Origin of the sequence: Streptomyces sp. NPDC101152 (genome assembly GCF_044768275.1) — a bacterium.
Taxonomy (GTDB): domain Bacteria; phylum Actinomycetota; class Actinomycetes; order Streptomycetales; family Streptomycetaceae; genus Streptomyces.
The window spans coordinates 169,819-193,874 of the sequence record NZ_JBIWPO010000002.1; the positions used below are offsets into that span (position 1 = coordinate 169,819).

Annotated in this window: 22 protein-coding genes; 18 read left to right on the plus strand and 4 right to left on the minus strand. The window is 70.0% G+C overall.

What is annotated here, in order from left to right; genetic code table 11:
• The first annotated feature begins 212 nt into the window (after positions 1-212).
• From ACIRVK_RS03340 to ACIRVK_RS03360, 5 genes are all read left to right on the plus strand, one after another.
• A complete protein-coding gene (locus ACIRVK_RS03340) occupies positions 213-3,170 on the plus strand; it encodes a BTAD domain-containing putative transcriptional regulator (protein ID WP_404243479.1) in 2,958 nt (985 codons plus the stop codon).
• Positions 3,167-3,919, plus strand: coding sequence for a prepilin peptidase (locus ACIRVK_RS03345; protein WP_404243481.1), 753 nt, complete (start codon positions 3,167-3,169; stop codon positions 3,917-3,919). Before ACIRVK_RS03340 ends, ACIRVK_RS03345 begins: the two co-directional genes overlap by 4 nt.
• 72 nt (positions 3,920-3,991) lie before the next feature.
• On the plus strand, positions 3,992-5,191 hold the full coding sequence (gene mqnC / locus ACIRVK_RS03350) for a cyclic dehypoxanthinyl futalosine synthase (RefSeq protein ID WP_404243483.1): 1,200 nt from the start codon (positions 3,992-3,994) through the stop codon (positions 5,189-5,191).
• A gap of 17 nt (positions 5,192-5,208) precedes the next feature.
• On the plus strand, positions 5,209-5,655 hold the full coding sequence (locus ACIRVK_RS03355; protein WP_404243485.1) for an imidazolonepropionase-like domain-containing protein: 447 nt from the start codon (positions 5,209-5,211) through the stop codon (positions 5,653-5,655).
• A 63-nt stretch (positions 5,656-5,718) separates the two neighbouring features.
• Positions 5,719-6,414, plus strand: a complete 696-nt coding sequence (locus tag ACIRVK_RS03360; protein ID WP_404243487.1) for a demethylmenaquinone methyltransferase — start codon at positions 5,719-5,721, stop codon at positions 6,412-6,414.
• A 3-nt stretch (positions 6,415-6,417) separates the two neighbouring features.
• On the opposite strand, the gene ACIRVK_RS03365 is transcribed toward ACIRVK_RS03360, so the two are convergent.
• Both ACIRVK_RS03365 and ACIRVK_RS03370 read right to left on the minus strand, forming a co-directional pair.
• Entirely contained in the window at positions 6,418-6,702 is a 285-nt protein-coding gene (locus ACIRVK_RS03365) for a PASTA domain protein (RefSeq protein WP_404243903.1), read from the minus strand.
• A 137-nt stretch (positions 6,703-6,839) separates the two neighbouring features.
• Complete coding sequence (locus tag ACIRVK_RS03370; protein ID WP_404243489.1) at positions 6,840-7,364, minus strand: GNAT family N-acetyltransferase; 525 nt, start codon at positions 7,362-7,364, stop codon at positions 6,840-6,842.
• A 99-nt stretch (positions 7,365-7,463) separates the two neighbouring features.
• On the opposite strand from ACIRVK_RS03370, the gene ACIRVK_RS03375 reads away from it, so the two are divergent.
• Complete coding sequence (locus ACIRVK_RS03375) at positions 7,464-8,780, plus strand: geranylgeranyl reductase family protein (RefSeq protein ID WP_404243491.1); 1,317 nt, start codon at positions 7,464-7,466, stop codon at positions 8,778-8,780.
• Between the two features lies 1 nt (position 8,781).
• Here ACIRVK_RS03375 and def read toward each other — a convergent pair whose 3' ends face one another.
• Entirely contained in the window at positions 8,782-9,408 is a 627-nt protein-coding gene (gene def / locus ACIRVK_RS03380) for a peptide deformylase (RefSeq protein ID WP_404243493.1), read from the minus strand.
• 247 nt (positions 9,409-9,655) lie between these two features.
• Positions 9,656-10,459, minus strand: a complete 804-nt coding sequence (locus ACIRVK_RS03385) for a C40 family peptidase (protein WP_404243495.1) — start codon at positions 10,457-10,459, stop codon at positions 9,656-9,658.
• Between the two features lie 768 nt (positions 10,460-11,227).
• Between ACIRVK_RS03385 and ACIRVK_RS03390 the strand changes: the two genes are divergently transcribed.
• The 12 genes from ACIRVK_RS03390 to nuoL are packed head-to-tail and all read left to right on the plus strand — an operon-like array spanning position 11,228 to position 24,051.
• On the plus strand, positions 11,228-11,587 hold the full coding sequence (locus tag ACIRVK_RS03390) for an NADH-quinone oxidoreductase subunit A (protein WP_003992243.1): 360 nt from the start codon (positions 11,228-11,230) through the stop codon (positions 11,585-11,587).
• A gap of 15 nt (positions 11,588-11,602) precedes the next feature.
• Positions 11,603-12,157, plus strand: a complete 555-nt coding sequence (locus ACIRVK_RS03395) for an NADH-quinone oxidoreductase subunit B family protein (protein WP_023547484.1) — start codon at positions 11,603-11,605, stop codon at positions 12,155-12,157.
• Positions 12,154-12,915 (plus strand): NADH-quinone oxidoreductase subunit C, encoded by a 762-nt coding sequence (locus tag ACIRVK_RS03400; RefSeq protein WP_404243496.1) that lies wholly within the window; start codon positions 12,154-12,156, stop codon positions 12,913-12,915. Before ACIRVK_RS03395 ends, ACIRVK_RS03400 begins: the two co-directional genes overlap by 4 nt.
• Positions 12,912-14,243: an NADH-quinone oxidoreductase subunit D gene (locus tag ACIRVK_RS03405; protein ID WP_404243498.1), complete on the plus strand. Its 1,332-nt coding sequence runs from the start codon at positions 12,912-12,914 to the stop codon at positions 14,241-14,243. The genes ACIRVK_RS03400 and ACIRVK_RS03405 overlap by 4 nt, the downstream gene beginning before the upstream one ends.
• Positions 14,240-15,106 (plus strand): NADH-quinone oxidoreductase subunit NuoE, encoded by an 867-nt coding sequence (gene nuoE / locus ACIRVK_RS03410; protein WP_404243500.1) that lies wholly within the window; start codon positions 14,240-14,242, stop codon positions 15,104-15,106. The genes ACIRVK_RS03405 and nuoE overlap by 4 nt, the downstream gene beginning before the upstream one ends.
• Complete coding sequence (gene nuoF, locus ACIRVK_RS03415) at positions 15,103-16,452, plus strand: NADH-quinone oxidoreductase subunit NuoF (protein WP_404243502.1); 1,350 nt, start codon at positions 15,103-15,105, stop codon at positions 16,450-16,452. The genes nuoE and nuoF overlap by 4 nt, the downstream gene beginning before the upstream one ends.
• Complete coding sequence (locus tag ACIRVK_RS03420) at positions 16,449-18,953, plus strand: NADH-quinone oxidoreductase subunit G (protein WP_404243504.1); 2,505 nt, start codon at positions 16,449-16,451, stop codon at positions 18,951-18,953. Before nuoF ends, ACIRVK_RS03420 begins: the two co-directional genes overlap by 4 nt.
• Positions 18,950-20,314, plus strand: a complete 1,365-nt coding sequence (gene nuoH / locus ACIRVK_RS03425; RefSeq protein WP_404243505.1) for an NADH-quinone oxidoreductase subunit NuoH — start codon at positions 18,950-18,952, stop codon at positions 20,312-20,314. The genes ACIRVK_RS03420 and nuoH overlap by 4 nt, the downstream gene beginning before the upstream one ends.
• On the plus strand, positions 20,307-20,957 hold the full coding sequence (gene nuoI, locus ACIRVK_RS03430) for an NADH-quinone oxidoreductase subunit NuoI (protein WP_404243507.1): 651 nt from the start codon (positions 20,307-20,309) through the stop codon (positions 20,955-20,957). The genes nuoH and nuoI overlap by 8 nt, the downstream gene beginning before the upstream one ends.
• Entirely contained in the window at positions 20,954-21,793 is an 840-nt protein-coding gene (locus tag ACIRVK_RS03435; protein WP_404243509.1) for an NADH-quinone oxidoreductase subunit J, read from the plus strand. Before nuoI ends, ACIRVK_RS03435 begins: the two co-directional genes overlap by 4 nt.
• Positions 21,790-22,089, plus strand: coding sequence for an NADH-quinone oxidoreductase subunit NuoK (gene nuoK, locus ACIRVK_RS03440; RefSeq protein ID WP_404243511.1), 300 nt, complete (start codon positions 21,790-21,792; stop codon positions 22,087-22,089). Before ACIRVK_RS03435 ends, nuoK begins: the two co-directional genes overlap by 4 nt.
• A gap of 15 nt (positions 22,090-22,104) precedes the next feature.
• Positions 22,105-24,051 carry an NADH-quinone oxidoreductase subunit L gene (nuoL, locus tag ACIRVK_RS03445; RefSeq protein ID WP_404243513.1) on the plus strand — a complete coding sequence of 649 codons (1,947 nt, stop codon included), beginning with the start codon at positions 22,105-22,107 and terminating at the stop codon, positions 24,049-24,051.
• Positions 24,052-24,056: the final 5 nt, after the last annotated feature.

A 24,056-nucleotide genomic window follows, 5' to 3' on the forward strand; every position in this document is an offset into this window, starting at 1 on the left:
CGGCCGTGGGGGATTGTGTGGGGAATGTGAGGAGTGAGGGTGTCGCGGGCGCGAATGGCAGACGTACCCCCGAGGGACAGGCCAGGGCCAGGTCTCAGTCCCGTATCCGACCCCCGCCCGCGCAAATACGAGTCCATAAGATCTCTGTAGGCTCAGTACACCCACGCACCCGCAGTGCTTTCACCAGCCCACACGACCCCAGGACACCCGCCATGCCACGACGCCGCACCTCCAGCTCGGCCAGCTCGACGGGCAGCCCGGCAGGCAACTCGTCGGCTCCCAGGAACCGGACCCCGCAGCCCGTCCGCATTCGGCGTCGTGGCTTCGGGGACTTCGTGAAGGCGTTCTTCGCGTTCGTCGCGCTGCTCGTGCTGGTCGTCGGGGTGCCCGGCGCGCTCGCCGTCACCATCGGGTGGCCGTTGCCGAAGGGAGCGCCCAGCCTCGACTGGCTGCAGCAGCAGATCACGGTCTGGACGTTCATCCACATCCTCACCGTCATCGTCTGGTTGGCCTGGGCGCAGTTCACGGCGTGCGTGCTCGTCGAGGTGAAGGCCGCGCTCAGCGGTGTGGGGGTGCCCGGGCGGGTTCCCGGCGCCGGCCCCAGTCAGCTCCTCGCCCGGCAGCTCGTCGCCGCGCTGCTGCTCGTCGGCGCCACCGCGGCCAGCCTCACGCCCGGGCTGTCGAACCTCGGGCACAGCCTGGACGGGAACCAGAAGCCCACCGTGGCCGCCGCCCAGGCGACCCCCGGCATCTTCGCCCAGCAGCAGGAGCAGGCCGCGCACACCGCCGCCGCCCTCGCCGAACAGGCCTCCCACGCGCAGGCCGAGGTCGGTCACCAGGCGGGGCAGCACGGCGAGACGAAGTACTACCGGATCCAGCCGCCCGAGGGTCGCCACCACGACTCCCTGTGGGAGATCGCCCAGCGGCACCTCGGTGACGGGCGCCGGTACAAGGAGATCTACGAGCTCAACAAGGACCGGGTGCAGCCCGACGGCTCCCGGCTCTCCGAGGCCAGTCTGATCCGGCCCGGGTGGATCATGGAGATGCCGGGCGACGCACGCGGCGGCGAACTCGTGGAGATGCCCGACGCGAACGCCCAGGTCTCGCCCGAGGTGCAGCACCAGATCCACGACTACGCCAAGTCCGGTGAGCACGCCCAGGAACAAGGGGGTAGCGGCGGTCAGCAGGTCTCCGTGCCCCAGCAGCGGCCCGCCGCTCAACACGTGCACCAGCAGCAGGTAGCGTCCCCCGAGTCCGGCGCCAACTCCGGCTCCAGTTCCCACTCCTTCGGGCTTCCCGAAGCCCTTCTCAGCGCCCCCCTTCTCGCCGCCGGGCTGCTCGGTGCCCTCGGTCGGCGGCGTCGGCAGGCGTTGTGGCAGTCGGCCCTCGGGTCCGTCGGGGGGCGGCGCGGCATGGAGCCGCCCACGCCGACCGGGGACGCCGCAGCCGCGCAGGACGCGCTCCTCGTCGGCGCCGACCCCGAAGCCGTACGACTGCTCGACCGCTCCCTGCGGGGGCTCGCGGCGCAACTCACGGGGGAGTCACGGCCGTTGCCCACCGTGTACGCGGCGTGGCTCACCAACGGCGATCTGCACCTGCAGCTCGCGCAGCCCGCCGGGAAGCCGCCGGCTCCCTGGCAGCTCGGGCAGGACCAGACGTTCTGGATGCTCGCGCGCAGCGATGCCGAGCGCTACCCGGACGCCGACACGGCCGCGCCCTACCCCGGGCTCGTCAGCCTGGGGACCATGGACGACTCGCGGCTGCTGCTCAACCTGGAGGCCGTGCCCGGCATCGTCTCGCTGAGCGGCCGGGAGGCCGACCGGGCCGCCGTCTTCGCCTCCGTGGCCGCCGAGTTGGCCACCAACGGCTGGTCCGACCGCATGACGATCACGCTCGTCGGGTTCGGTGAGGACCTGACGCCGCTCGCCCCCAACCGGCTCCGCCACCTCGACGGCATCGACGCCCTCCTCGAGACCATGGAGGCGGAGACCCGGCAGCGGCGCGGTGCCTTGGGGGCCGCCGGTCAGGACTCCGTGCTCACCGGGCGTACCGGGCCCGCCCAGCACACCCGTTGGGCTCCGCACCTCGTGCTGCTCGCCGCCCAGCCCTCCGCCGAGGACGCCGTCAGGCTCGCCGAACTCGCCGCCGACGCCAGCCGGTTGGGGATCGGGTACCTGGTGGGCACCGAGAGCGGTGATCTGCCGGGCGCCGCCTGGGAGATGGAGGTCACCGGCGCGGGCAAACTGCTCGCCCCGCTGCTCGGTCTCGAACTCGACGCCCAGTTGCTGCCGCTCGCACAGCAACGGGCCGTCGTCGAACTGTTCGTGGAGGCCGACCCCGAGCGCGATCCGCAAGGGCCCACGCCCACACCGCCGTTCCTGGTCGACATCAGCGAACAGGGGCGGCCCGCGGTGTACGCGCGGCTCGTCGGGCCGTACGAGATCATCGGTCTGGAGACCCCGGACGGGGAGCGCAGCGCGCTGCTGCACGAGGCGCTCGCGCTGCTGCTGCTGCACCGGGAGGGCGTCCACCCGCGCGTGCTCGCGTCCGCGCTGTGGCCGCGAGGGGTCACCGAGGACGTACGGGACGCGCTGCTGGAGCGGCTGCGGGTCTGGCTCGGTGCCGATCCGGACGGCAGCCCCCGGCTCACCGCCGACGCGGCCGGGCGGCTCGTGCTCGCCAAGTCCGTCGTGTCCGACCTGGACGTGCTGCGCTCGCTGTACCACGAGGCCACCCAGGGCAAGGGAGTCGACAGTCGCGCGGTGCGCGGCCGGCTGCTGACGGACGCGCTGGTCCTGGTCCGCGGGCCGCTGCTCGCCGACCGGCCCGAGGGGCGCTACCGCTGGCTCACCCACGAGATCATCGACGCCCAACTCCCGCTGCTGGTCGCCGACATCGGGCTCGCGCTGTCCGCCTTCCACCTGGAGAAGGACCGCGCGGAGAAGGCCATCGAGGCCCTCGGCGCCGCCCTCAACTCCGCCCCCGGCGACGAACGCCTCTGGAACGAACTGCTCCGCGCCACCCACGCCACCGGCGACACCGACCGCCTGACGGCCCTCGCCGCGGACCTCGTCAACCGCAGCGGCGCCCGCGGGCTGCCGTCGCGCACCGAGGCCCTCCTCGACGAACTGCTCCCGTCCTGGCGCAACGGCGTCGCCGCGGTGGGATGAACGCCGGCCTGAGCACGGGACTGCTGATCGCCGTCGCCGCCCTGTGGGGCGCGGCGGCGGGATCGTTGCTGCCGCGCGCCGCGTACCGCTTCTCGGTGCCGTCGGGGGAGGCGTGGCGGGAGCTGTGCCCCGGCGGACACCCCCTCGGCGGGTGGATCGGACGGGCGGTGTGCAGGGAGTGCGCGTCAGACGCTTCTACGCAGACGTACGGTCCCGGCGCCGCGTCCCTCGCCGTCGCCACCGCCCTCGTCTGCGCCGCCCTCGCCGCCGCAACCGGCACCCGGGCGGAACTCGGCGTCTGGCTGCTGCTCGCGCCCGTCGGTGTGCTGCTGGCGGTCGTCGACTTCCGCGTGCAGCGCCTGCCGGACCCGCTGACGCTGCCCCTCGCGGGCGCCGCGCTCGTCCTCCTCGGGCTCGTCGCCCTCGTACCGGAGCACGCGGGGGACTGGCCGACCGCGCTGTACGGCGCCCTCGCGCTCGGCGGCGCCTTCTTCCTGCTGTTCCTCATCAACCCGGGCGGCATGGGCTTCGGGGACGTCAAACTGGCGCTGGGGCTGGGGGCCGTGCTCGGCTGGTACGGGTGGCCGACGGTGATGGTCGGTACCTTCGCAGCGTTCCTGCTCGGGGCGTTGTACGGCGGTGCGCTCGTCGTCGTACGGAAGGCGGGGCGGAAGACGGCGATCGCGTTCGGGCCGTTCCTCATCGCCGGCGCGTTCCTCGGGCTGCTCGTCGGCGCGTACGCGGCCTGACGTCGGCGGAGCGAAACCGCTGGCGTAGGCTGGTCGGGTCTGTCCACAACCCTTGACGAAAGGGACGCCCCGGTGACCGAGAAGGCCGATCTGCAGTCCGTGCTCGACCGTGCCGCGGCCGGCGGACGGATCACGCCCGAGGAGGCGCTCGACCTCTACCGCGACGCCCCCCTGCACGCGCTCGGTGCCGCCGCCGACGCCGTACGCCGCCGCAAGTACGCGGGCACCGAGCACATCGCCACGTACATCATCGAGCGGAACATCAACTACACGAACGTGTGTGTCACGGCGTGCAAGTTCTGCGCCTTCTACGCGGCCCCCAAGGACAAGGACAAGGGCTGGACCCGCGACCTGGACGACATCCTGCGCCGCTGCGCGGAGACCGTCGAACTGGGCGGCACGCAGATCATGTTCCAGGGCGGCCACCACCCGGACTACGGCGTCGAGTACTACGAGAAGCACTTCGCCGCCATCAAGAAGGAGTTCCCGCAGCTCGTCATCCACAGCCTGGGGGCGAGCGAGGTCGAGCACATGGCCCGGATCAGCGGGGTGTCGGTCGAGGAGGCCATCACCCGCATCCACGCGGCCGGGCTCGACTCCTTCGCGGGCGCGGGCGCGGAGCTGCTGCCCGAACGCCCCCGCAAGGCCATCGCGCCCCTCAAGGAGAGCGGCGAGCGATGGCTGGAGATCATGGAGACCGCGCACCGGCTGGGCGTGGAGTCGACGTCCACCATGCTCATGGGCACCGGCGAGACGAACGCCGAGCGCATCGAGCACCTGCGGATGATCCGTGACGTGCAGGACCGCACGGGCGGGTTCCGGGCGTTCATCCCGTACACCTACCAGCCCGAGAACAACCACCTGAAGGGCCGCACGCAGGCCACGCTCTTCGAGTACCTGCGGATGATCGCCATCGCCCGCCTCTTCCTGGACAACGTCCAGCACATCCAGGGCTCCTGGCTGACCACGGGCAAGGAGGTCGGGCAGCTGTCGCTCCACTACGGCGCCGACGACCTCGGCTCGATCATGCTGGAGGAGAACGTCGTCTCGTCCGCCGGCGCCAAGCACCGCTCCAACCGCCTGGAGATCATCGACCTGATCAGGAAGGCTGGCCGGGTCCCCGCCCAGCGGACCACGACCTACGAGCACATCGTCGTCCACGACGACCCGGCGAACGACCCGGTCGACGAGCGCGTGATGTCCCACATCTCGTCCACGGCCATCGCGGGCGGCACGGCCCACCCCGAGCTGAAGCTGCTCGCCTCCAACTGACCTGGTCCGAGGCTGAGGTGGAGACGATTCACGCGGCCGACGAGGTCTACGTCAGCTGGGACGGGGAGCCGGTGAAGGACGGCGCCGTCGTGGTCGGGCAGGACCGTGTCGGTGCCGTGGGCACGTTCGCGGAGCTGCGCGAGCGGTTCCCGGGCGCCCGGGTGCGCCACTGGCCCGGGGCACTGGGCCCCGCCCGCGTCCACGAAGGGCCGCTGCCCAACGCCCCGAGCCCGCGTGAACGCGTCCACGCCGTGCTCAAGCTGGGCGCAGTGGCGGTCCTGGAGGCGTACGTCGACTCGCCCGAACTCCGCGCGGCCGCCTGGCGCAACGACGTGCTCGTCCTCCCGTACACCGGGCCCACCGCGATCAGCCGGGCCGGCCGCGCCGACCTGGCCGTCTTCGACGAGACCGGGGCCTGCGTCGCGACGGTGTGCGCCGGGCGTCTGGTGCACCGGCGCCGCTGAGCGCTCCGCGGGCGCGGTGGAGCCGACGCCTCGTGCGTGCGGGCGGGCTGCAAGAATGGCCGCGTGACCCGCGCTTCCCTGAACAAGCAGCCGCACGAAGTCGCCTCGATGTTCGACGACGTGGCGGAACGGTACGACCTGACCAACGACGTGCTGTCGCTCGGCCAGGACCGCGCGTGGCGCAGGGAGGTGGCCAGGGCGGTCGACGCCCGGCCGGCGCAGAAGGTCCTGGACCTGGCCGCCGGTACGGCCACCTCGTCGCTGCCGTTCGCCCGCACCGGCGCGTACGTCGTGCCCTGCGACTTCTCGCTCGGCATGCTCCAGGTCGGCAAGAAGAAGCACCCCTGGCTGCCGCTGACCGCCGGCGACGCGACGAAGCTGCCGTTCAAGGACGACACCTTCGACGCGGTGACCATCTCCTTCGGGCTGCGCAACGTGCAGGACTTCGACGCGGCCCTGCGCGAGATGTACCGGGTGACCAGGCCCGGCGGCCGGGTGGTCATCTGCGAGTTCTCCCACCCGACCTGGGCGCCCTTCCGCACGGTCTACACCGAGTACCTGATGCGCGCCCTGCCGCCGGTCGCCCGCGCGGTCTCCTCCAGCCCCGACGCCTACGTCTACCTCGCCGAGTCCATCCGCGCCTGGCCCGACCAGGCGGCGCTGGCCGGGCACCTGAAGAAGGCGGGCTGGTCGAATGTGGCCTGGCGCAACCTCACGGGCGGCGTCGTGGCCCTGCACCGCGGCTTCAAGCAGAGCTGACGCTCAGGCGGAGCCGACGACTGCGTACGGGTCGCCCGGCTCGTCCAGCTCCCGCTGCAGTCCACCGCTGGGCGGCCTCGGGATGCGCGGCTCGCGCACGCCTCCGCCGCCCTCACCCTCGCCGAAGTCGAACCACACGTACACCATCGACTCCCGGGGCACCTCGGCGCCCGGTGCGGGGTACTGGCGGGCGACGTACTCGACGGCGGTGAGGTGGAAGTCGGGCCGGTCGGGGGCGTTGATGAACAGGCCGCGCGACTTCGCCGCCTCGCGCGCGTCCATGGCCATCAGGCCGACCAGCCTCGGAACTCGTACTTCGGGTGTCTTGGGCGGTATGTGCACAGATGTCACCCCCAGCGGTACTGGAAGGGTAACCGCGCGACCATGCCGTCCGGAAGTGTCGGGTGTCTTTCTGTAGCGGTCGGTTACTTTCGGTAATCGTTCGTCAGGTCGAGCCGGAAGCAGAGGGCGTCCTCGGAAAGCCGCGGGTGCGGAAACCTCTCCGCCAGTTCCATGCCGAGACGCTTGGTGACCGCGATGGACCGTTCGTTTCCGGGTCTGACCATCGCCACCACGCTCGGCACCCCGGCCGCCCTGAGCCGCTCCAGCGTCATCTGCGCGGCCGCGGTCGCGTACCCCTTGCCCCAGAACTCCCGCCCGAGCCGCCAGCCGATCTCGATCTCGCCCCGGGGGCCCCACTCCTGCGGCCACGGCTGGGCGCCGGTGAAACCGATCACCCGCCCGGACTCGTCGACCATGGTCCACAGGCAGAAGCCGAGTTCGGCGTCGTGCCGGCGCTGGCGGGCGGTGAGCTCCTCGTAGACCGACAGTTCCGCCGGCCGGCCGCCGTGGAACTCCATGACGTCCGGGTCGTCGAAGACCCGGTGCCAGGCGATCGCGTCCTCGTCGGTGGGGACACGCAGCCGCACTACGGGGAGAGCTCGGTTCACTGGGGGCAGCCCTTCAGCCGGGTGATCAATTCTGCTGAATAGACTGCCCGTGTCCAGTGCCGGTCGGCACGCAGATTTCGAACTTGGGGAGATCCCGCCGTGACCGTCGAGACCGAGCCCCACTCCGAGCGAGTCCCCGAGCCCCTCTCCGAGAACACCGCAGACGTCATCGTGGTCGGCGCGGGGCCGGCCGGCTCCACCACCGCCTACCACCTCGCCAAGGCCGGACTCGACGTGCTCCTGCTGGAGAAGACCGAGTTCCCGCGCGAGAAGGTGTGCGGCGACGGCCTCACCCCGCGCGCCGTCAAACAACTCGTCGCGATGGGCATCGACGTCTCCGAGGAGGCGGGCTGGCTGCGCAACAAGGGCCTGCGCATCATCGGCGGCGGCGTCCGCCTCCAGCTCGACTGGCCGGATCTCGCCTCCTTCCCGGACTACGGCCTCGTCCGCAAGCGTGACGACTTCGACGAGCAACTCGCCCGCCAGGCCCAGAAGGCGGGCGCCCGCCTCTTCGAGCGCTGCAACGTCGGCGCCCCGATCGTCGACGACCGCACCGGCCGCATCACCGGCGTCCACGCCAAGCTCGGCGAGGACAAGCGCGAGGTCACCTTCCACGCCCCGCTCGTGGTGGCCGCCGACGGCAACTCGACCCGGCTCTCCCTCGCGATGGGCCTGCACCGCCGCGAGGACCGCCCGATGGGCGTCGCCGTCCGGACGTACTTCACCTCGCCCCGCCACGACGACGACTACCTGGAGTCCTGGCTGGAACTCTGGGACCGCCGCGGCGCCCAGGAGAGGCTGCTGCCCGGCTACGGCTGGATCTTCGGCATGGGCGACGGCACCTCCAACGTCGGCCTCGGTGTCCTGAACACCTCCGACTCCTTCAAGGAACTCGACTGGCGCGAGGTCCTGAAGGCATGGTGCGCCTCCATGCCCGAGGACTGGGGCTACACCCCGGACAACATGACCGGCCCGATCCGCGGCGCCGCCCTGCCCATGGCCTTCAACCGCCAGCCCCACTACACGCGCGGGCTGTTGCTGGTCGGCGACGCCGGCGGTCTGGTGAACCCCTTCAACGGCGAGGGCATCGCCTACGCCATGGAGTCCGGCCAGATCGCCGCCGACGTCATCGTCCAGGCCCACGCCCGCCCGACGCCCGCGAGCCGCGAACTCGCCCTGCAGCGTTACCCGCGCGTCCTCAAGGACACCTACGGCGGCTACTACACGCTGGGCCGCGCCTTCGTGAAGCTCATCGGCAACCCGAAGGTCATGAAGATCGCGGCCCAGCGCGGCCTGACCCACCCCGTGCTCATGAAGTTCACCCTGAAGATGCTCGCCAACCTCACCGACCCCACGGGCGGCGACGCGATGGACCGCATCATCAACGGGCTGAGCAAGGTGGCGCCGAAGGCGTGAGTCAGCCCTTCAGGGCTTCCACGTTGGCGGCCCGGCGGGCGAACACCTCGTCACGCCGGTCCGCCACCTGCCGCAGCGCGTCCCGCCGCTCCCGCTTGGTCAGCCGGTCCAGATACACGTGCCCGTTCACATGGTCCGTCTCGTGGGCCAGGCAGCGCGCGAAGTACCCCGTCCCCTCGACGACGAGCGGCTCACCGTCCTTGTCCAGCCCCCGCACCACGGCCCGGTCCGGTCGCGGTACGTCCATGACGGCGCCCGGCACCGACAGGCACCCCTCGCTGTCGTCGAGCAGCCGGCGCCCGGCGGGGTCGAGGGGATCGAGCACCGGGTTGACGACGTGCCCGACGTGGCGCACCCCGTCGTCGTCCGGGCAGTCGTACACGAACACCCGCAGATCGACGCCTACCTGGTTCGCCGCGAGTCCGGCCCCGTCGGCGATGTACATGGTCAGGAACATGTCGTCGATCAGGGCCGCGAGATCCGGCCCGAACTCGGTGACGTCCCGGCACGGCTTGTGCAGCACCTCTTCACCGGTCTCGGTGATGCGCCGGACCTTGCCCCGCCGGGCCCCGGGCGCGAGGGGCGGACAGGCGTCGACCGGGCGGCCTTGCACGAAAACGCTGGGCATCGCTGTGTCTCCCTTGTGGTGGTCGTTGCATGGATCCCGGGGCGGCGGGAACTCGGGCTTCCGGTTTCCCGGAACCCCTCCCCGACCCCGGGGGACCCATGACAACAGAAGACACACAGCACCCGCAGCAGAACTCCGGCCCACGCGGGGACGCGTGGGCGCCACGAAGGCTCTCCTGGGCGGCACAGGGACATGACGGAGGGCCGCTGCCCCCGAGCGGCTGCGGCCCTCCACGCTGTGCCGGGAGTCAGAGCACCCGCACCGCTCCGGTCGGCGGGTCGTACGACAGCGGCTTCTCGACCACACCGGTCGACGGGTTCTGCGCGCCGACGAACATGCCGTCGCCGACGTACACCGCCACGTGGTAGGCGCTGCCCGAGCTGCCCCAGTACAGGATGTCGCCCGGCTGCAGGTTGCTCAGCGAGACCTGGGTGCCGGACGCCGACTGGTCCTGCGAGACGCGCGGCAGGCTGACGCCGACCTGCTTGAAGGCGGCCTGCACGAGACCGGAGCAGTCCCAGGAGTTGGGGCCGGTGCCGCCGGAGACGTAGGCGTCCCCGATCTGGGCCTTCACGAAGGCGACGACCGCGGCGGCCGAACCGGTGGCCGTCGAGGAGCTCGTGGAGGCGGCGCTGGTCGTCGTGGCGGCCAGCGTGGTCCGCTCGGCGCTGCGGGACGTCGCCTGCGCGGCGGCGGCCTTGCGGGCGGCCTCCGCCTGCTTCTTGGCCTCCGCCTTCTTCTGGGCCTCGGCGAGGTCCGCCTTGGCCTGCTTGGCGGCGCTCGCGGCGGCCGCGTCACGCTCGGCCTGCAGCTGGTAGTTCGCGGCCGCCTGCTGGGTGGCGTCCGCGGACTGGGCGACCTGAGCGGCCAGGTCGGCCGTCAGGGTGGGCAGTTGCAGGGTCTGCGTCGTCTCGGCCGCGCTCGCCGAGGCCGACGCGCCCGCCGCCGCCATGCTGAGGACGCCACCGGCAACTCCGGCACGCACCGCGAGACTCGTCGTCGCGTTGCGGCGGGCTTTCCGGTGGCTGCGTATGTGAGCGGTGTGGGACATGAGAACAACCGGTATCAGGGGCTCCTCCATACCTTCAAGAAACGTGTGGTGCGCCACAGTTGCTCAATCGGAGCCCCAAATCCCCGACGCGGAGTTCTTTATTGACGCCGTAACGGACATTGCGGACGCCGCCTATCAGGCCCTTGATCACGGCCTTTCGTCTATACGTCCGAATTGCCCTGCACCTACCATCGGTTGGGACCGTTGGCCAAGCCCTCTTCTCGGGGACCTCTCATGTGTGTGGTGGAGGTCACGCAACGATTACGAGATCGGCCGCGTCCCGCGCGAAGATCACGGTGGGGTTGCGCCCGGATCGCGACCAGGACTCGCTCGTGAACGCATGCACGTGTCCACATCGTGCCGCGCACCTCCCTCTGAGGTGTGAATGCGCTCCTTTATCAGGACATCTCGTCCGGCGCCAATTTGCATGCAAGAGAACTCTCTTGATATAGAGACGCCCCTCTCGAGCCGTGCCGACTAGCGGAAATGTCACCTCTGGTGATCGGTCGGACGCCTCTCGTGCGAAGATCACCGCATATCGGACTCCATGATCCTTCGTCAGGTGGTGGAGATCACAAAGTCTGTGCAATACCCCGTGTCGCAGATCACAGAGCGGCGGGCATAAGATGCGGAGCAGTTGGGCTTGTGACCTGCTTCACATGTTCTCGATCTTCGTTGGGACGAGCGGAGGTTAGAGGGGCGTAGGAGGCGGGTGTGAGTCCGATGCCATCGCCAGCAGTCAGTGCCGACTGAGAGGAGCGAGGAGCGGTGAACGCGTATGCGCCCATCCTCGTACTGGGAGCCCTCGGGGCAGGCTTTGCGATCTTCTCCGTGGTCATGGCCACGCTGATCGGTCCGAAGCGGTACAACCGGGCCAAGCTCGAGGCCTACGAGTGCGGGATCGAGCCCACCCCCACGCCGGCCGGCGGCGGGCGCTTCCCCATCAAGTACTACCTGACGGCGATGCTCTTCATCGTCTTCGACATCGAGATCGTCTTCCTCTACCCCTGGGCCGTCACCTTCGACGCCCTGGGGATCTTCGGGCTCGTGGAGATGCTGCTCTTCGTGCTCACCGTCTTCGTCGCGTACGCGTACGTATGGCGGCGCGGCGGCCTGGAATGGGACTGAGGGGCCTTTAACGACATGGGACTCGAAGAAAAGCTGCCGAGCGGTTTCCTGCTGACCACCGTCGAACAGGCCGCGGGCTGGGTGCGCAAGGCGTCCGTCTTCCCGGCCACCTTCGGCCTGGCCTGCTGCGCCATCGAGATGATGACCACCGGCGCCGGCCGCTACGACCTGGCGCGCTTCGGCATGGAGGTCTTCCGCGGTTCGCCCCGCCAGGCGGACCTGATGATCGTGGCCGGCCGGGTCAGCCAGAAGATGGCGCCGGTCCTCAGGCAGGTCTACGACCAGATGCCGAACCCCAAGTGGGTGATCTCCATGGGGGTCTGCGCCTCCTCGGGCGGCATGTTCAACAACTACGCGATCGTCCAGGGCGTCGACCACATCGTCCCGGTCGACATCTACCTCCCCGGCTGCCCGCCACGGCCCGAGATGCTGATGGACGCCATCCTCAAGCTGCACCACAAGATCCAGACCTCCAAGCTCGGCGTGAACGCCGAGGAGGCGGCCCGCGAGGCGGAGGAGGCGGCGCTCAAGGCCCTGCCCACGATCGAGATGAAGGGGCTGCTGCGGTGAGCGACGCGAACGGCACCGGCGCGAACGGTTCCGCGAACGGGGTGAACCCCGAGAAGGACCTCGGCGCCTCCAACCTCCCCGGCCAGCGCGGCGAGGGTGGCGAGGAGATCCGCGTCCAGCGCGGCATGTTCGGCGCCAACAACGGCGGCGACACCTCCGGCTACGGCGGCCTGGTCCGCTCGGTCCGCCTCCCGGGACCGGCGGCCCGCCCCTACGGCGGCTGGTTCGACGAGGTCGCCGACGAGCTGGAGGGAGCGCTGGAGGAACAGGGACTGCTGCCCGACAACGCCATCGAGAAGACGGTCGTCGACCGCGGCGAACTCACCTTCCACATCGAGCGCGAGCACCTGCCGCGCGTCGCCCGCACCCTGCGTGACGACCCCGCCCTGCGCTTCGAGCTGTGCACCGGGGTCAGCGGCGTCCACTACCCGCACGACAAGGGCCGCGAACTGCACGCCGTCTACCACCTGCGCTCGATCACCCACAACCGGCTGGTCCGCCTCGAGGTCAGCGCCCCGGACGCCGACCCGCACATCCCGTCCCTGGTCTCCGTGTACCCGACCAACGACTGGCACGAGCGCGAGACCTACGACTTCTTCGGGATCGTCTTCGACGGTCACCCGGCCCTGACCCGGATCATGATGCCGGACGACTGGCAGGGCCATCCGCAGCGCAAGGACTACCCCCTCGGCGGCATCCCCGTCGAGTACAAGGGCGCCCAGATCCCGGCTCCGGACCAGCGGAGGTCGTACTCGTGAGCACTTCGCACGCATCCGCCGCCTCGGCGCGCGAGACCACCGAGGGCACCGTCTACACGGTCACCGGTGGCGACTGGGACGAGGTCGTCCAGTCCGCGGCCCGCGCCGACGACGAGCGCATCGTCGTCAACATGGGGCCCCAGCACCCCTCCACCCACGGAGTGCTGCGCCTGATCCTGGAGATCGAGGGCGAGACGGTCACCGAGGCCCGCTGCGGCATCGGCTACCTCCACACCGGCATCGAGAAGAATCTCGAGTTCCGCACGTGGACACAGGGCACCACGTTCGTGACGCGCATGGACTACCTCACGTCCTTCTTCAACGAGACCGCCTACTGTCTCGCCGTCGAGAAGCTCCTCGGCGTCGAGGACCAGATCACCGAGCGCGCCCAGCTCATCCGGGTGCTCCTGATGGAGCTGAACCGGCTCTCCTCCCACCTGGTGTGCATCGCAACCGGCGGCATGGAACTCGGCGCCACCACGATCATGATCTACGGATTCCGTGATCGTGAAATGATTCTCGACATCTATGAGCTCATCACGGGCCTCAGGATGAACCACGCGTACATCCGCCCCGGCGGACTCGCGCAGGACCTGCCGCCCGGCGCGGTGGACCACATCCGCGAGTTCGTGAAGAAGATGAAGAAGAACCTCCCCGAGTACGACAAGCTCGCCACCGGGAACCCCGTCTTCAAGGCCCGTATGCAGGACGTCGGCTACCTCGACCTGGCCGGCTGCATGGCCCTCGGCGCCACCGGCCCGATCCTGCGCTCCACCGGTCTGCCGCACGACCTGCGCAAGGCACAGCCGTACTGCGGCTACGAGACCTTCGACTTCGACGTACCGACCACCGACACCTGCGACTCCTACGGCCGCTTCCTGATCCGCCTGGAGGAGATGCGCCAGTCGCTCAGGATCGTCGAGCAGTGCCTGGACCGGCTGCAGCCCGGCCCCGTCATGGTCGCCGACAAGAAGATCGCCTGGCCCGCCCAGCTCGCCCTGGGACCGGACGGCCTCGGCAACTCCCTCGACCACATCAAGAAGATCATGGGCACCTCCATGGAGGCCCTGATCCACCACTTCAAGCTGGTCACCGAGGGCTTCCGCGTCCCGCCGGGACAGGCGTACGCGGCCGTCGAGTCACCCAAGGGCGAACTCGGGGTGCACGCCGTGTCCGACGGCGGCACCCGCCCCTTCCGGGTCCACTTCCGCGACCCGTCCTTCACCAACCTGCAGGCCATGGCGGCGATGTGCGAAGGCGGCCAGGTCGCCGACGTCATCGTCGCCGTCGCGTCCATCGACCCCGTGATGGGAGGCGTCGACCGGTGACCACCAGTTCTTCGGAGCGGGGCGTCAGCCTGGGCATGCCCGAACTGCCCGCGCCCGCCTACCCGGACGACGTCCGGGCCCGGCTGGAGACGGACGCGCGCGAGATCGTCGCCCGCTACCCGGACTCCCGCTCGGCCCTGCTGCCGTTGCTGCACCTCGTGCAGGCGGAGGAGGGCCACGTCACGCGCACCGGGATGCAGTTCTGCGCGGACGTGCTGGACCTGACCACGGCCGAGGTCACCGCCGTCGCGACCTTCTACACGATGTACCGGCGCAGGCCGAGCGGTGACTACCAGGTGGGCGTCTGCACCAACACGCTGTGCGCGGTGATGGGCGGCGACGCGATCTTCGAGGAGCTCCAGGAGCACCTCGGCGTCGGCAACGGCGAGACCACCGAGGACGGCAAGGTCACCCTGGAGCACATCGAGTGCAACGCGGCCTGCGACTTCGCGCCGGTGGTGATGGTCAACTGGGAGTTCTTCGACAACCAGACCCCGGCCAGCGCCAAGCGCCTCGTCGACGACCTGCGCGCGGGACGGGACGTCGAGCCCACGCGCGGGGCGCGGCTGTGCACCTTCAAGGAGACCGCGCGGATCCTGGCCGGCTTCCCCGACGAGCGGCCAGGGGCCGTCGAGGCAAGCGGCAGTGCGGGACCGGCGTCGCTGGTGGGCCTCCGCCTGGCCAAGGGAGAGACCGCACCCGCGCGCGTGGTCCATCCGCGGGACGGCGGGCCGCACGACGAGGACAGGGCAGTGCACGAGCCGTCGCCGACCGAGCACCTGAGCTCGCACGACGCGCCACAGGACACGTCGGCCTCCGACCCGGCCCACCCGGCCGGGCCCGCCGCCGAGGAGGGGGAGTGATGACCTTGGCACCCGAACTCAAGGGCACCAGCCCGGAGAAGCTGCTCGCACCCGTGCTGTCGGCCTTCTGGGACGAGGACAGGTCCTGGACGCTGGACGTCTACCAGAGGCACGAGGGCTACGAGGGGCTCCGCAAGGCGCTCGCCATGTCGCCGGACGACCTGATCGCGTACGTCAAGGACTCCGGTCTGCGCGGCCGCGGCGGCGCGGGATTCCCGACGGGAATGAAATGGCAGTTCATTCCCCAGGGTGATGGAAAGCCACATTATCTAGTTGTCAACGCCGACGAATCGGAGCCCGGCACCTGCAAGGACATCCCGCTCCTCTTCGCGAACCCGCACAGCCTCATCGAGGGCATCGTCATCGCGTGTTACGCCATCAGGTCGTCGCATGCCTTCATCTATCTGCGTGGTGAGGTCGTCCCCGTGTTGCGGCGGTTGCACGAGGCCGCGCGCGAGGCTTACGCGGCGGGCTACCTCGGCGAGAACATCCTGGGCAGCGGGCTGAACCTCGACCTCACCGTGCACGCCGGCGCCGGCGCGTACATCTGCGGTGAGGAGACCGCACTGCTCGACTCGCTCGAAGGCCGTCGGGGTCAACCGCGGCTCCGTCCCCCCTTTCCTGCGGTGGCGGGCCTCTATGCCTGCCCGACTGTTGTGAACAACGTCGAGTCGATCGCGTCGGTTCCCGCCATCCTGAAAAACGGGAAAGAATGGTTCAGGTCGATGGGCAGCGAGAAGTCCCCGGGCTTCACGCTCTACTCGCTCAGCGGCCACGTCGCGAGCCCCGGCCAGTACGAGGCCCCGCTCGGCATCACGCTCCGCCAGCTCCTCGAGATGAGCGGCGGCATGCGGCCGGGCCACCGCCTGAAGTTCTGGACGCCCGGCGGCTCCTCGACGCCGATGTTCACCGACGAGCACCTCGACGTGCCCCTCGACTACGAGGGCGTGGGCGCCGCCGGATCCATGCTCGGCACCAAGGCCCTGCAGTGCTTCGACGAGACGACCTGCGTCGTGCGCGCCGTCACCCGCTGGACCGAGTTCTACGCCCACGAGTCCTGCGGCAAGTGCACACCCTGCCGTGAAGGAACGTACTGGCTCGTGCAGTTGCTGCGCGACATCGAGGCAGGCAAGGGCGTCATGTCCGACCTGGACAAGCTGAACGACATCGCCGACAACATCAACGGCAAGTCCTTCTGCGCCCTCGGCGACGGCGCCGCCTCGCCGATCTTCTCCTCGCTCCAGTACTTCCGCGAGGAATACGAGGAGCACATCACCGGCCGGGGCTGCCCCTTCGACCCGGCGAAGTCGACGGCCTGGGCCGACCGCCCGGAGGTGAACGCATGACCGTGACCACCAACGCTCCCGCGGGAGGGGGAGAGGCGGCGGTCCCGCCGGAAGACCTCGTGACGCTGACCATCGACGGCGCCGAGATCAGCGTGCCCAAGGGCACCCTGGTCATCCGGGCGGCCGAGCAGCTCGGCATCGAGATCCCCCGCTTCTGCGACCACCCCCTCCTCGACCCGGCCGGCGCCTGCCGCCAGTGCATCGTCGAGGTCGAGGGCCAGCGCAAGCCGATGGCGTCCTGCACCATCACGTGCACGGACGGCATGGTGGTGAAGACCCACCTCACCTCACCGGTCGCCGAGAAGGCGCAGCACGGTGTGATGGAGCTGCTGCTCATCAACCACCCGCTGGACTGCCCGGTCTGCGACAAGGGCGGCGAGTGCCCGCTGCAGAACCAGGCCATGTCGCACGGTCAGGCCGAGTCCCGCTTCGAGGGGAAGAAGCGGACGTACGAGAAGCCCGTCGCGATCTCCACGCAGGTGCTGCTCGACCGTGAGCGGTGCGTGCTGTGCGCCCGCTGCACCCGCTTCTCCAACCAGGTCGCGGGCGACCCGATGATCGAACTGATCGAGCGGGGCGCGCTCCAGCAGGTCGGCACCGGCGAGGGCGACCCCTTCGAGTCGTACTTCTCCGGCAACACCATCCAGATCTGCCCGGTCGGCGCGCTGACCTCGGCGGCGTACCGATTCCGCTCCCGCCCCTTCGACCTGGTCTCCTCACCGTCGGTCTGCGAGCACTGCTCCGGCGGCTGCGCGACCCGCACCGATCACCGGCGCGGCAGGGTCATGCGGCGCCTGGCGGCCAACGACCCCGAGGTCAACGAGGAGTGGATCTGCGACAAGGGGCGCTTCGCGTTCCGGTACGCGCAGCAGCGCGACCGGCTCGAGACGCCGCTCGTGCGCAACGCCGAGGGCGACCTCGAACCGGCCTCCTGGCCGGAGGCGTTGCAGATCGCTGCGCAGGGCCTGCTGGCCTCGCGCGGCCGCACCGGTGTCCTGACCGGCGGCCGCCTCACCGTCGAGGACGCCTACGCGTACAGCAAGTTCGCACGCGTGGCGCTCGACACGAACGACATCGACTTCCGCGCGCGCGTGCACAGCAGCGAGGAAGCCGACTTCCTGGCGGCGCGGATCGCCGGACGCGGCCGCGACCTCGACGGCACGGGCGTCACGTACACCTCCCTGGAGAAGGCGCCGGCCGTCCTGCTGGTCGGGATCGAGGCCGAGGAGGAGGCGCCCGGCGTCTTCCTGAGGCTGCGCAAGGCCTGGCGCAAGCACGGTCAGAGGGTGTTCTCGCTGGCCACGCACACCACACGTGGCCTCGAGAAGGCGGGCGGCACCCTGCTCCCCGCGGCTCCGGGGACCGAGACCGAGTGGCTCGACGCGCTCGCGAGCGGGGTCGGCCTGGAGGACGACGGAGCGCAGGCCGCGGAGGCGCTGCGGACCGACGGGGCCGTGATCGTCGTGGGGGAGCGGCTGGCCGCGGTGTCCGGCGGCCTCACCGCCGCCGTCCGGGCGGCCATCGCGACCGGCGCACAGCTGGCGTGGATCCCGCGCCGGGCCGGTGAGCGCGGTGCCGTCGAGGCGGGCGCGCTGCCTTCGCTGCTTCCGGGCGGACGCCCGGCGACCGACCCACGCGCGCGTGAGGAGGTCGCCGCGGCCTGGGGCCTGACCCAACTCCCGCACCGCTACGGCCGCGACACCAGCCAGATCGTCGAGGCCGCCGCCCACGGCGAACTACAGGCCCTGCTGGTCGCGGGCGTCGAGATCGCCGACCTGCCCGACCCGGCACGCGCGCGTCAAGCACTGCACGAGGCCGGCTTCGTGGTCTCGCTGGAGCTGCGGCCCAGTGAGGTCAGCGAGCACGCCAGCGTCGTCCTGCCGGTCGCCGCGGTCGCCGAGAAGCCCGGCACCTTCCTCAACTGGGAAGGCCGTGTGCGCTTCTTCGAGGCCGCGCTCAAGCCCGACCAGATGACCCGCCGCCTCGCGCCGACCGACTCGCGCGTGCTGCAGATGCTGGCCGACGCCATGGACGTCCATCTGGGTCTGCCGGATCTGCGCACCATCCGCGCGGAGATCGACCGGCTCGGCCCCTGGGACGGTCCGCGCGCCACCGGCTCCCTGGAGAGCGCGGGCGTGCTGCCGCGGCCGGCGGTCGGGGAGGCCGTCCTCGCCGGGCACCGTCTCCTGCTCGACCACGGCGTCCTCCAGGAGGGCGACGAGGCGCTCGCCGGCACCCGGCACGCGGCCCACGCGCGCGTGTCGGCCGCGACGGCCGCCGAGGCCGGCGTCAAGGACGGCGACGTCCTCGCCGTGACCGGTCCCGCCGGGACGACCGAACTGCCCCTGAAGGTCACCGAGATGCCCGACCGCGTGGTCTGGCTCCCGCTGAACTCCGTGGGCGGCGGCGTCGCCTCCGACACCGGGGCGCTGCCCGGCGCCCTCGTCCGCATCGGCCCGGCGACGTCCGTCGGCGAGGCCCCGAAGGAGGTGGAGGCATGAGCCCGTACCTCGCCGCTGAAGACCTCTCGATGTTCGGCCGCGACCCCTGGTGGCTGGTCGTCGTCAAGGCGGTGTTCTGCTTCGCCTTCCTGATGGTGACCGTGCTGTTCTCCATCGTATGGGAGCGCAAGGTCGTCGCCTGGATGCAGCTGCGCATCGGCCCCAACCGGCACGGTCCCTGGGGCATGCTCCAGTCGCTCGCCGACGGCATCAAGCTGATGCTCAAGGAAGACGTCATCGTCAAGCGCGCCGACAAGGTGGTGTACGTCCTCGCGCCGATCGTCGCGGCCATCCCGGCCTTCATGGCGATCGCGGTGATCCCCTTCGGCCCGGCCGGCAACGAGATCTCGATCTTCGGCCACCGCACCACGATGCAGCTCACCGACCTGCCGATCGCGATGCTCTACATCCTCGCGGTCGCCTCCGTCGGCATCTACGGCATCGTGCTGGCGGGCTGGAGTTCCGGATCCACCTACCCGCTCCTCGGCGGCCTGCGCTCCTGCGCCCAGATGATCTCCTACGAGATCGCGATGGGCGCCGCCTTCGCCTCGGTGTTCCTCTACTCGGGGTCGATGTCGACGTCGACGATCGTCGCGCAGCAGCACGACCGCTGGTACATCCTGCTGCTGCCGGTCTCGTTCATCCTCTACATCGTCACGATGGTGGGCGAGACCAACCGCGCCCCCTTCGACATGCCGGAGTCCGAGGGCGACCTGGTCGGCGGCTTCAACACCGAGTACTCGTCGATCAAGTTCGCGATGTTCATGCTCGCCGAGTACGTCAACATGGTGACCGTCTCGGCCGTGTCGACGACCCTCTTCCTCGGCGGCTGGCGCGCCCCCTGGCCGATCAGCACCTTCTGGGAGGGCGCCAACCACGGCTGGTGGCCGCTCCTCTGGTTCGTGATCAAGGTGCAGCTGCTGCTGTTCTTCTTCATCTGGCTGCGCGGCACGCTCCCCCGCGTCCGCTACGACCAGCTGATGAAGCTCGGCTGGAAGGTTCTCATCCCCGTCTCCGTGGTCTGGCTGATGCTGGTCGCGACGGTGCGGGCGCTGAGGAACGAGAACTACGGCTTCGCCAACATCGCCCTCTACATCGGCGGCGGCGTCCTCGCCCTGCTGCTCCTGTCCTTCGTCGCCGACATCTTCCGCGAGAAGGCGAAGGAGGGCGAGCAGGCCGCCGCGCAGCCCGCCGGATTCGACCCGATGGCGGGCGGGTTCCCCGTTCCGCCGCTGCCGGGACAGGAGCTTCCCCCGGTGCCCAGGCGCAGCCCGCGCCGCCAGCGGGAGCTGATTGTCAGTGGTGGGCCGGATACTGCCAGTGACGGATCTTCGGATGGAAAGGAGGCGTCCGATGGCTGAGGAGCCGAAGGAGACCGAGCAGTTGAAGCCCGGCTTCATGAACCCCGTCGCCGGCTTCGGCGTGACCTTCAAGGCCATGTTCAAGAAGCGGCTGACCGAGCAGTACCCGGAGCAGCAGAAGACCACCGCCCCGCGGTTCCACGGACGGCACCAGCTCAACCGCCATCCGGACGGCCTGGAGAAGTGCGTCGGCTGCGAGCTGTGCGCCTGGGCCTGCCCCGCCGACGCCATCTACGTGGAGGGCGCCGACAACACGGACGAGGAGCGCTACTCGCCGGGCGAGCGGTACGGCCGCGTCTACCAGATCAACTACGCCCGCTGCATCCTGTGCGGCCTGTGCATCGAGGCGTGCCCCACGCGCGCGCTCACGATGACCAACGAGTTCGAACTGGCCGACTCCAGCCGCGCCAACCTCATCTACACCAAGGAACAGCTGCTCGCCGGCCTCGAAGAGGGCATGGTCGACACCCCGCACGCGATCTACCCGGGGACGGACGAACAGGACTACTACCGGGGCCTCGTGACGGAGGCCGCGCCCGGCACCGTGCGCCAGGTGGCCCTTTCCAAGGGCGAGGTCCCGCAGGAGGCCGCCTCGACCTTCGGCGAGGAAGAGCCGGCGTCGGAGAAGGTGATCGGCCGATGAGCGCGCAACTCGCCGCCTACTCCACCTCCACCGGAGAGGCCTTCCAGTTCTGGGTCCTCGGCACCGTCGCCGTGATCGGCGCCCTGTCCACCGTCTTCATGAAGAAAGCCGTGCACAGCGCGCTCTCCCTGGCCGGCACCATGATCGTTCTGGCGGTCTTCTACCTCGCCAACGGTGCCTACTTCCTGGGGATCGTGCAGATCGTCGTCTACACGGGCGCGATCATGATGCTGTTCCTGTTCGTGGTGATGCTCGTCGGCGTGACGGCCGCGGACTCCCTGAAGGAGACCATCAAGGGCCAGCGCTGGCTGGCTCTTCTCTGTGGCCTCGGCTTCGGCATCCTGCTGATCGGCGGGATCGGCAACGCCTCCCTCAAGGACTTCGACGGCCTCGCCCAGGCGAACGCGAACGGCAACGTGCAGGGCCTCGCGGCCCTCATCTTCACCAAGTACGTGTTCGCCTTCGAAATCACGGGTGCCCTGCTCATCACGGCCGCCGTCGGCGCCATGGTGCTCACCCACCGCGAGCGCACCGAGCGCGCCAAGACCCAGCGCGAGCTGTCCGAGCAGCGCGTCCGCGAGGGCAAGCACGTGCCGCCGCTGCCCGCCCCCGGTGTGTACGCCCGGCACAACGCGGTCGACATCGCGGGCCTGCTGCCCGACGGCACCCCGTCGGAGCTCACGGTCAGCAAGACGCTGCGCGACCGCGGCCAGATCCGTGACGTGTCCGCCGAGGCGCTGAGCGACCTCAAGGCGCTGGAGCAGCGCGCGGAGGAACGCCTGGAGCGCACCGAGATCGAACCGGCCACCTTCAAGCGGGAGGAGGCGTCGAAGTGAACCCGGTCAACTACCTGTATCTCTCGGCCCTGTTGTTCACGATCGGTGCCACCGGTGTGCTGATCCGGCGGAACGCGATCGTGGTGTTCATGTGCGTCGAGCTGATGCTGAACGCCTGCAACCTCGCGTTCGTCACCTTCTCCCGGTTGCACGGCAACCTCGACGGCCAGGTCATCGCGTTCTTCACGATGGTCGTCGCCGCCGCGGAGGTCGTTGTCGGGCTCGCGATCATCGTGTCCCTGTTCCGTTCCCGCCACTCGGCCTCGGTCGACGACGCCAGCCTGATGAAGCTCTGAGGGGTCGGAAGAATCGTGGAGAACCTGATTGCGCTGCTGGTGGCGGCGCCACTGCTCGGAGCGGCCGTACTGCTGTGCGGTGGTCGGCGGCTCGATGCCGTCGGCCACTGGATCGGCGTCCTGATGTCGACCGCGTCCTTCGTGTTCGGTGTGATCCTCTTCGCCGACCTGCTCGGCAAGGGCGCCGAACACCGCACCCTGACACAGCACCTGTTCAGCTGGGTCCCGGTCGCGGGCTTCCAGGCGGACGTCACCTTCCGCCTCGACCAGCTGTCGATGACCTTCGTCCTGCTGATCACCGGCGTCGGCTCGCTCATCCACCTGTACTCGGTCGGGTACATGGAGCACGACGAGCGCCGCCGCCGCTTCTTCGGCTATCTGAACCTGTTCCTCGCGGCGATGCTGCTGCTCGTCCTCGCCGACAACTACCTGCTGCTGTACGTCGGCTGGGAGGGCGTCGGTCTCGCCTCGTACCTCCTCATCGGCTTCTGGCAGCACAAGCCCAGCGCGGCGACGGCGGCGAAGAAGGCCTTCCTGGTCAACCGCGTCGGCGACATGGGCCTGTCCATCGCGATCATGCTCATGTTCACGACGTTCGGCACCTTCGCCTTCGGTCCGGTCCTCGGACACGTCTCCGGCACCTCCGAGGGCAAGCTGACGGCCATCGCCCTGATGCTCCTGCTCGCCGCCTGCGGCAAGTCCGCCCAGGTGCCGCTGCAGTCCTGGCTCGGGGACGCGATGGAGGGCCCGACCCCGGTCTCGGCCCTCATCCACGCCGCGACGATGGTGACCGCGGGCGTCTACCTGATCGTTCGCTCCGGAGCGATCTTCAACGCCGCGCCGGACGCGCAGCTGGCGGTCACCGTGGTCGGTGCCGTCACGCTCCTGTTCGGTGCGATCGTCGGTTGCGCGAAGGACGACATCAAGAAGGCGCTGGCCGGCTCGACCATGTCGCAGATCGGCTACATGGTGCTGGCGGCGGGCCTAGGCCCCATCGGCTACGTCTTCGCGATCATGCACCTGGTGACGCACGGCTTCTTCAAGGCCGGGCTCTTCCTTGGCGCCGGTTCGGTCATGCACGGCATGAACGACGAGGTCGACATGCGCAAGTACGGCGGCCTGCGGAAGTACATGCCGGTCACCTTCGTCACCTTCGGCCTCGGCTACCTCGCGATCATCGGCTTCCCGGGACTGTCCGGCTTCTTCTCCAAGGACAAGATCATCGAGGCGGCCTTCGCGAAGGGCGGCACCGAGGGCTGGATCCTCGGCACCTGCGCGCTGCTGGGTGCGGCCATCACCGCGTTCTACATGACCCGGGTGATGCTGATGACGTTCTTCGGGGAGGAGCGCTGGAAGAACCAGCCCACTCGCTCCCCGGAGGCGCCGAGCGCGGAGCCCGCCGCCGAGCACCACGGCGAGCACGCGGAGCCGCACCCGCACGAGTCCCCGAAGGTCATGACGATCCCCATGATCGTGCTGGCCGTCGGCTCCGTGTTCGGCGGTGGCTTCTTCAGCATCGGCGACCGCTTCCTGCACTGGCTGGAGCCGATCACCGGCCACAGCGAGGGCAACTCGCCGCTGAGCGCGTCGGCGGTCACCGCCGGGACCATGGTCTGCCTGGTCATCGGTGTCGGCATCGCGTACGCCATGTACGGCCGGCGCCCGGTCCCGTCCGTCGCCCCGCGCGGGTCGCTGCTCACCCGGGCCGCCCGGCGCGACCTGCTGCAGGACGACTTCAACCACGTCGTCCTGGTCCGCGGCGGCGAGCACCTCACCCGCTCCCTGGTGTACGTCGACCACACCCTGGTCGACGGTGTCGTCAACGGCACGGCGGCCTCGTTCGGCGGCCTGTCCGGACGGATGCGCAGGCTGCAGAACGGCTTCGCGCGGTCGTACGCGGTCTCGATGTTCGGCGGTGCGGCGGTCCTCATCGCCGCGACCCTGCTGATGAGGGCGGTCTGATACCG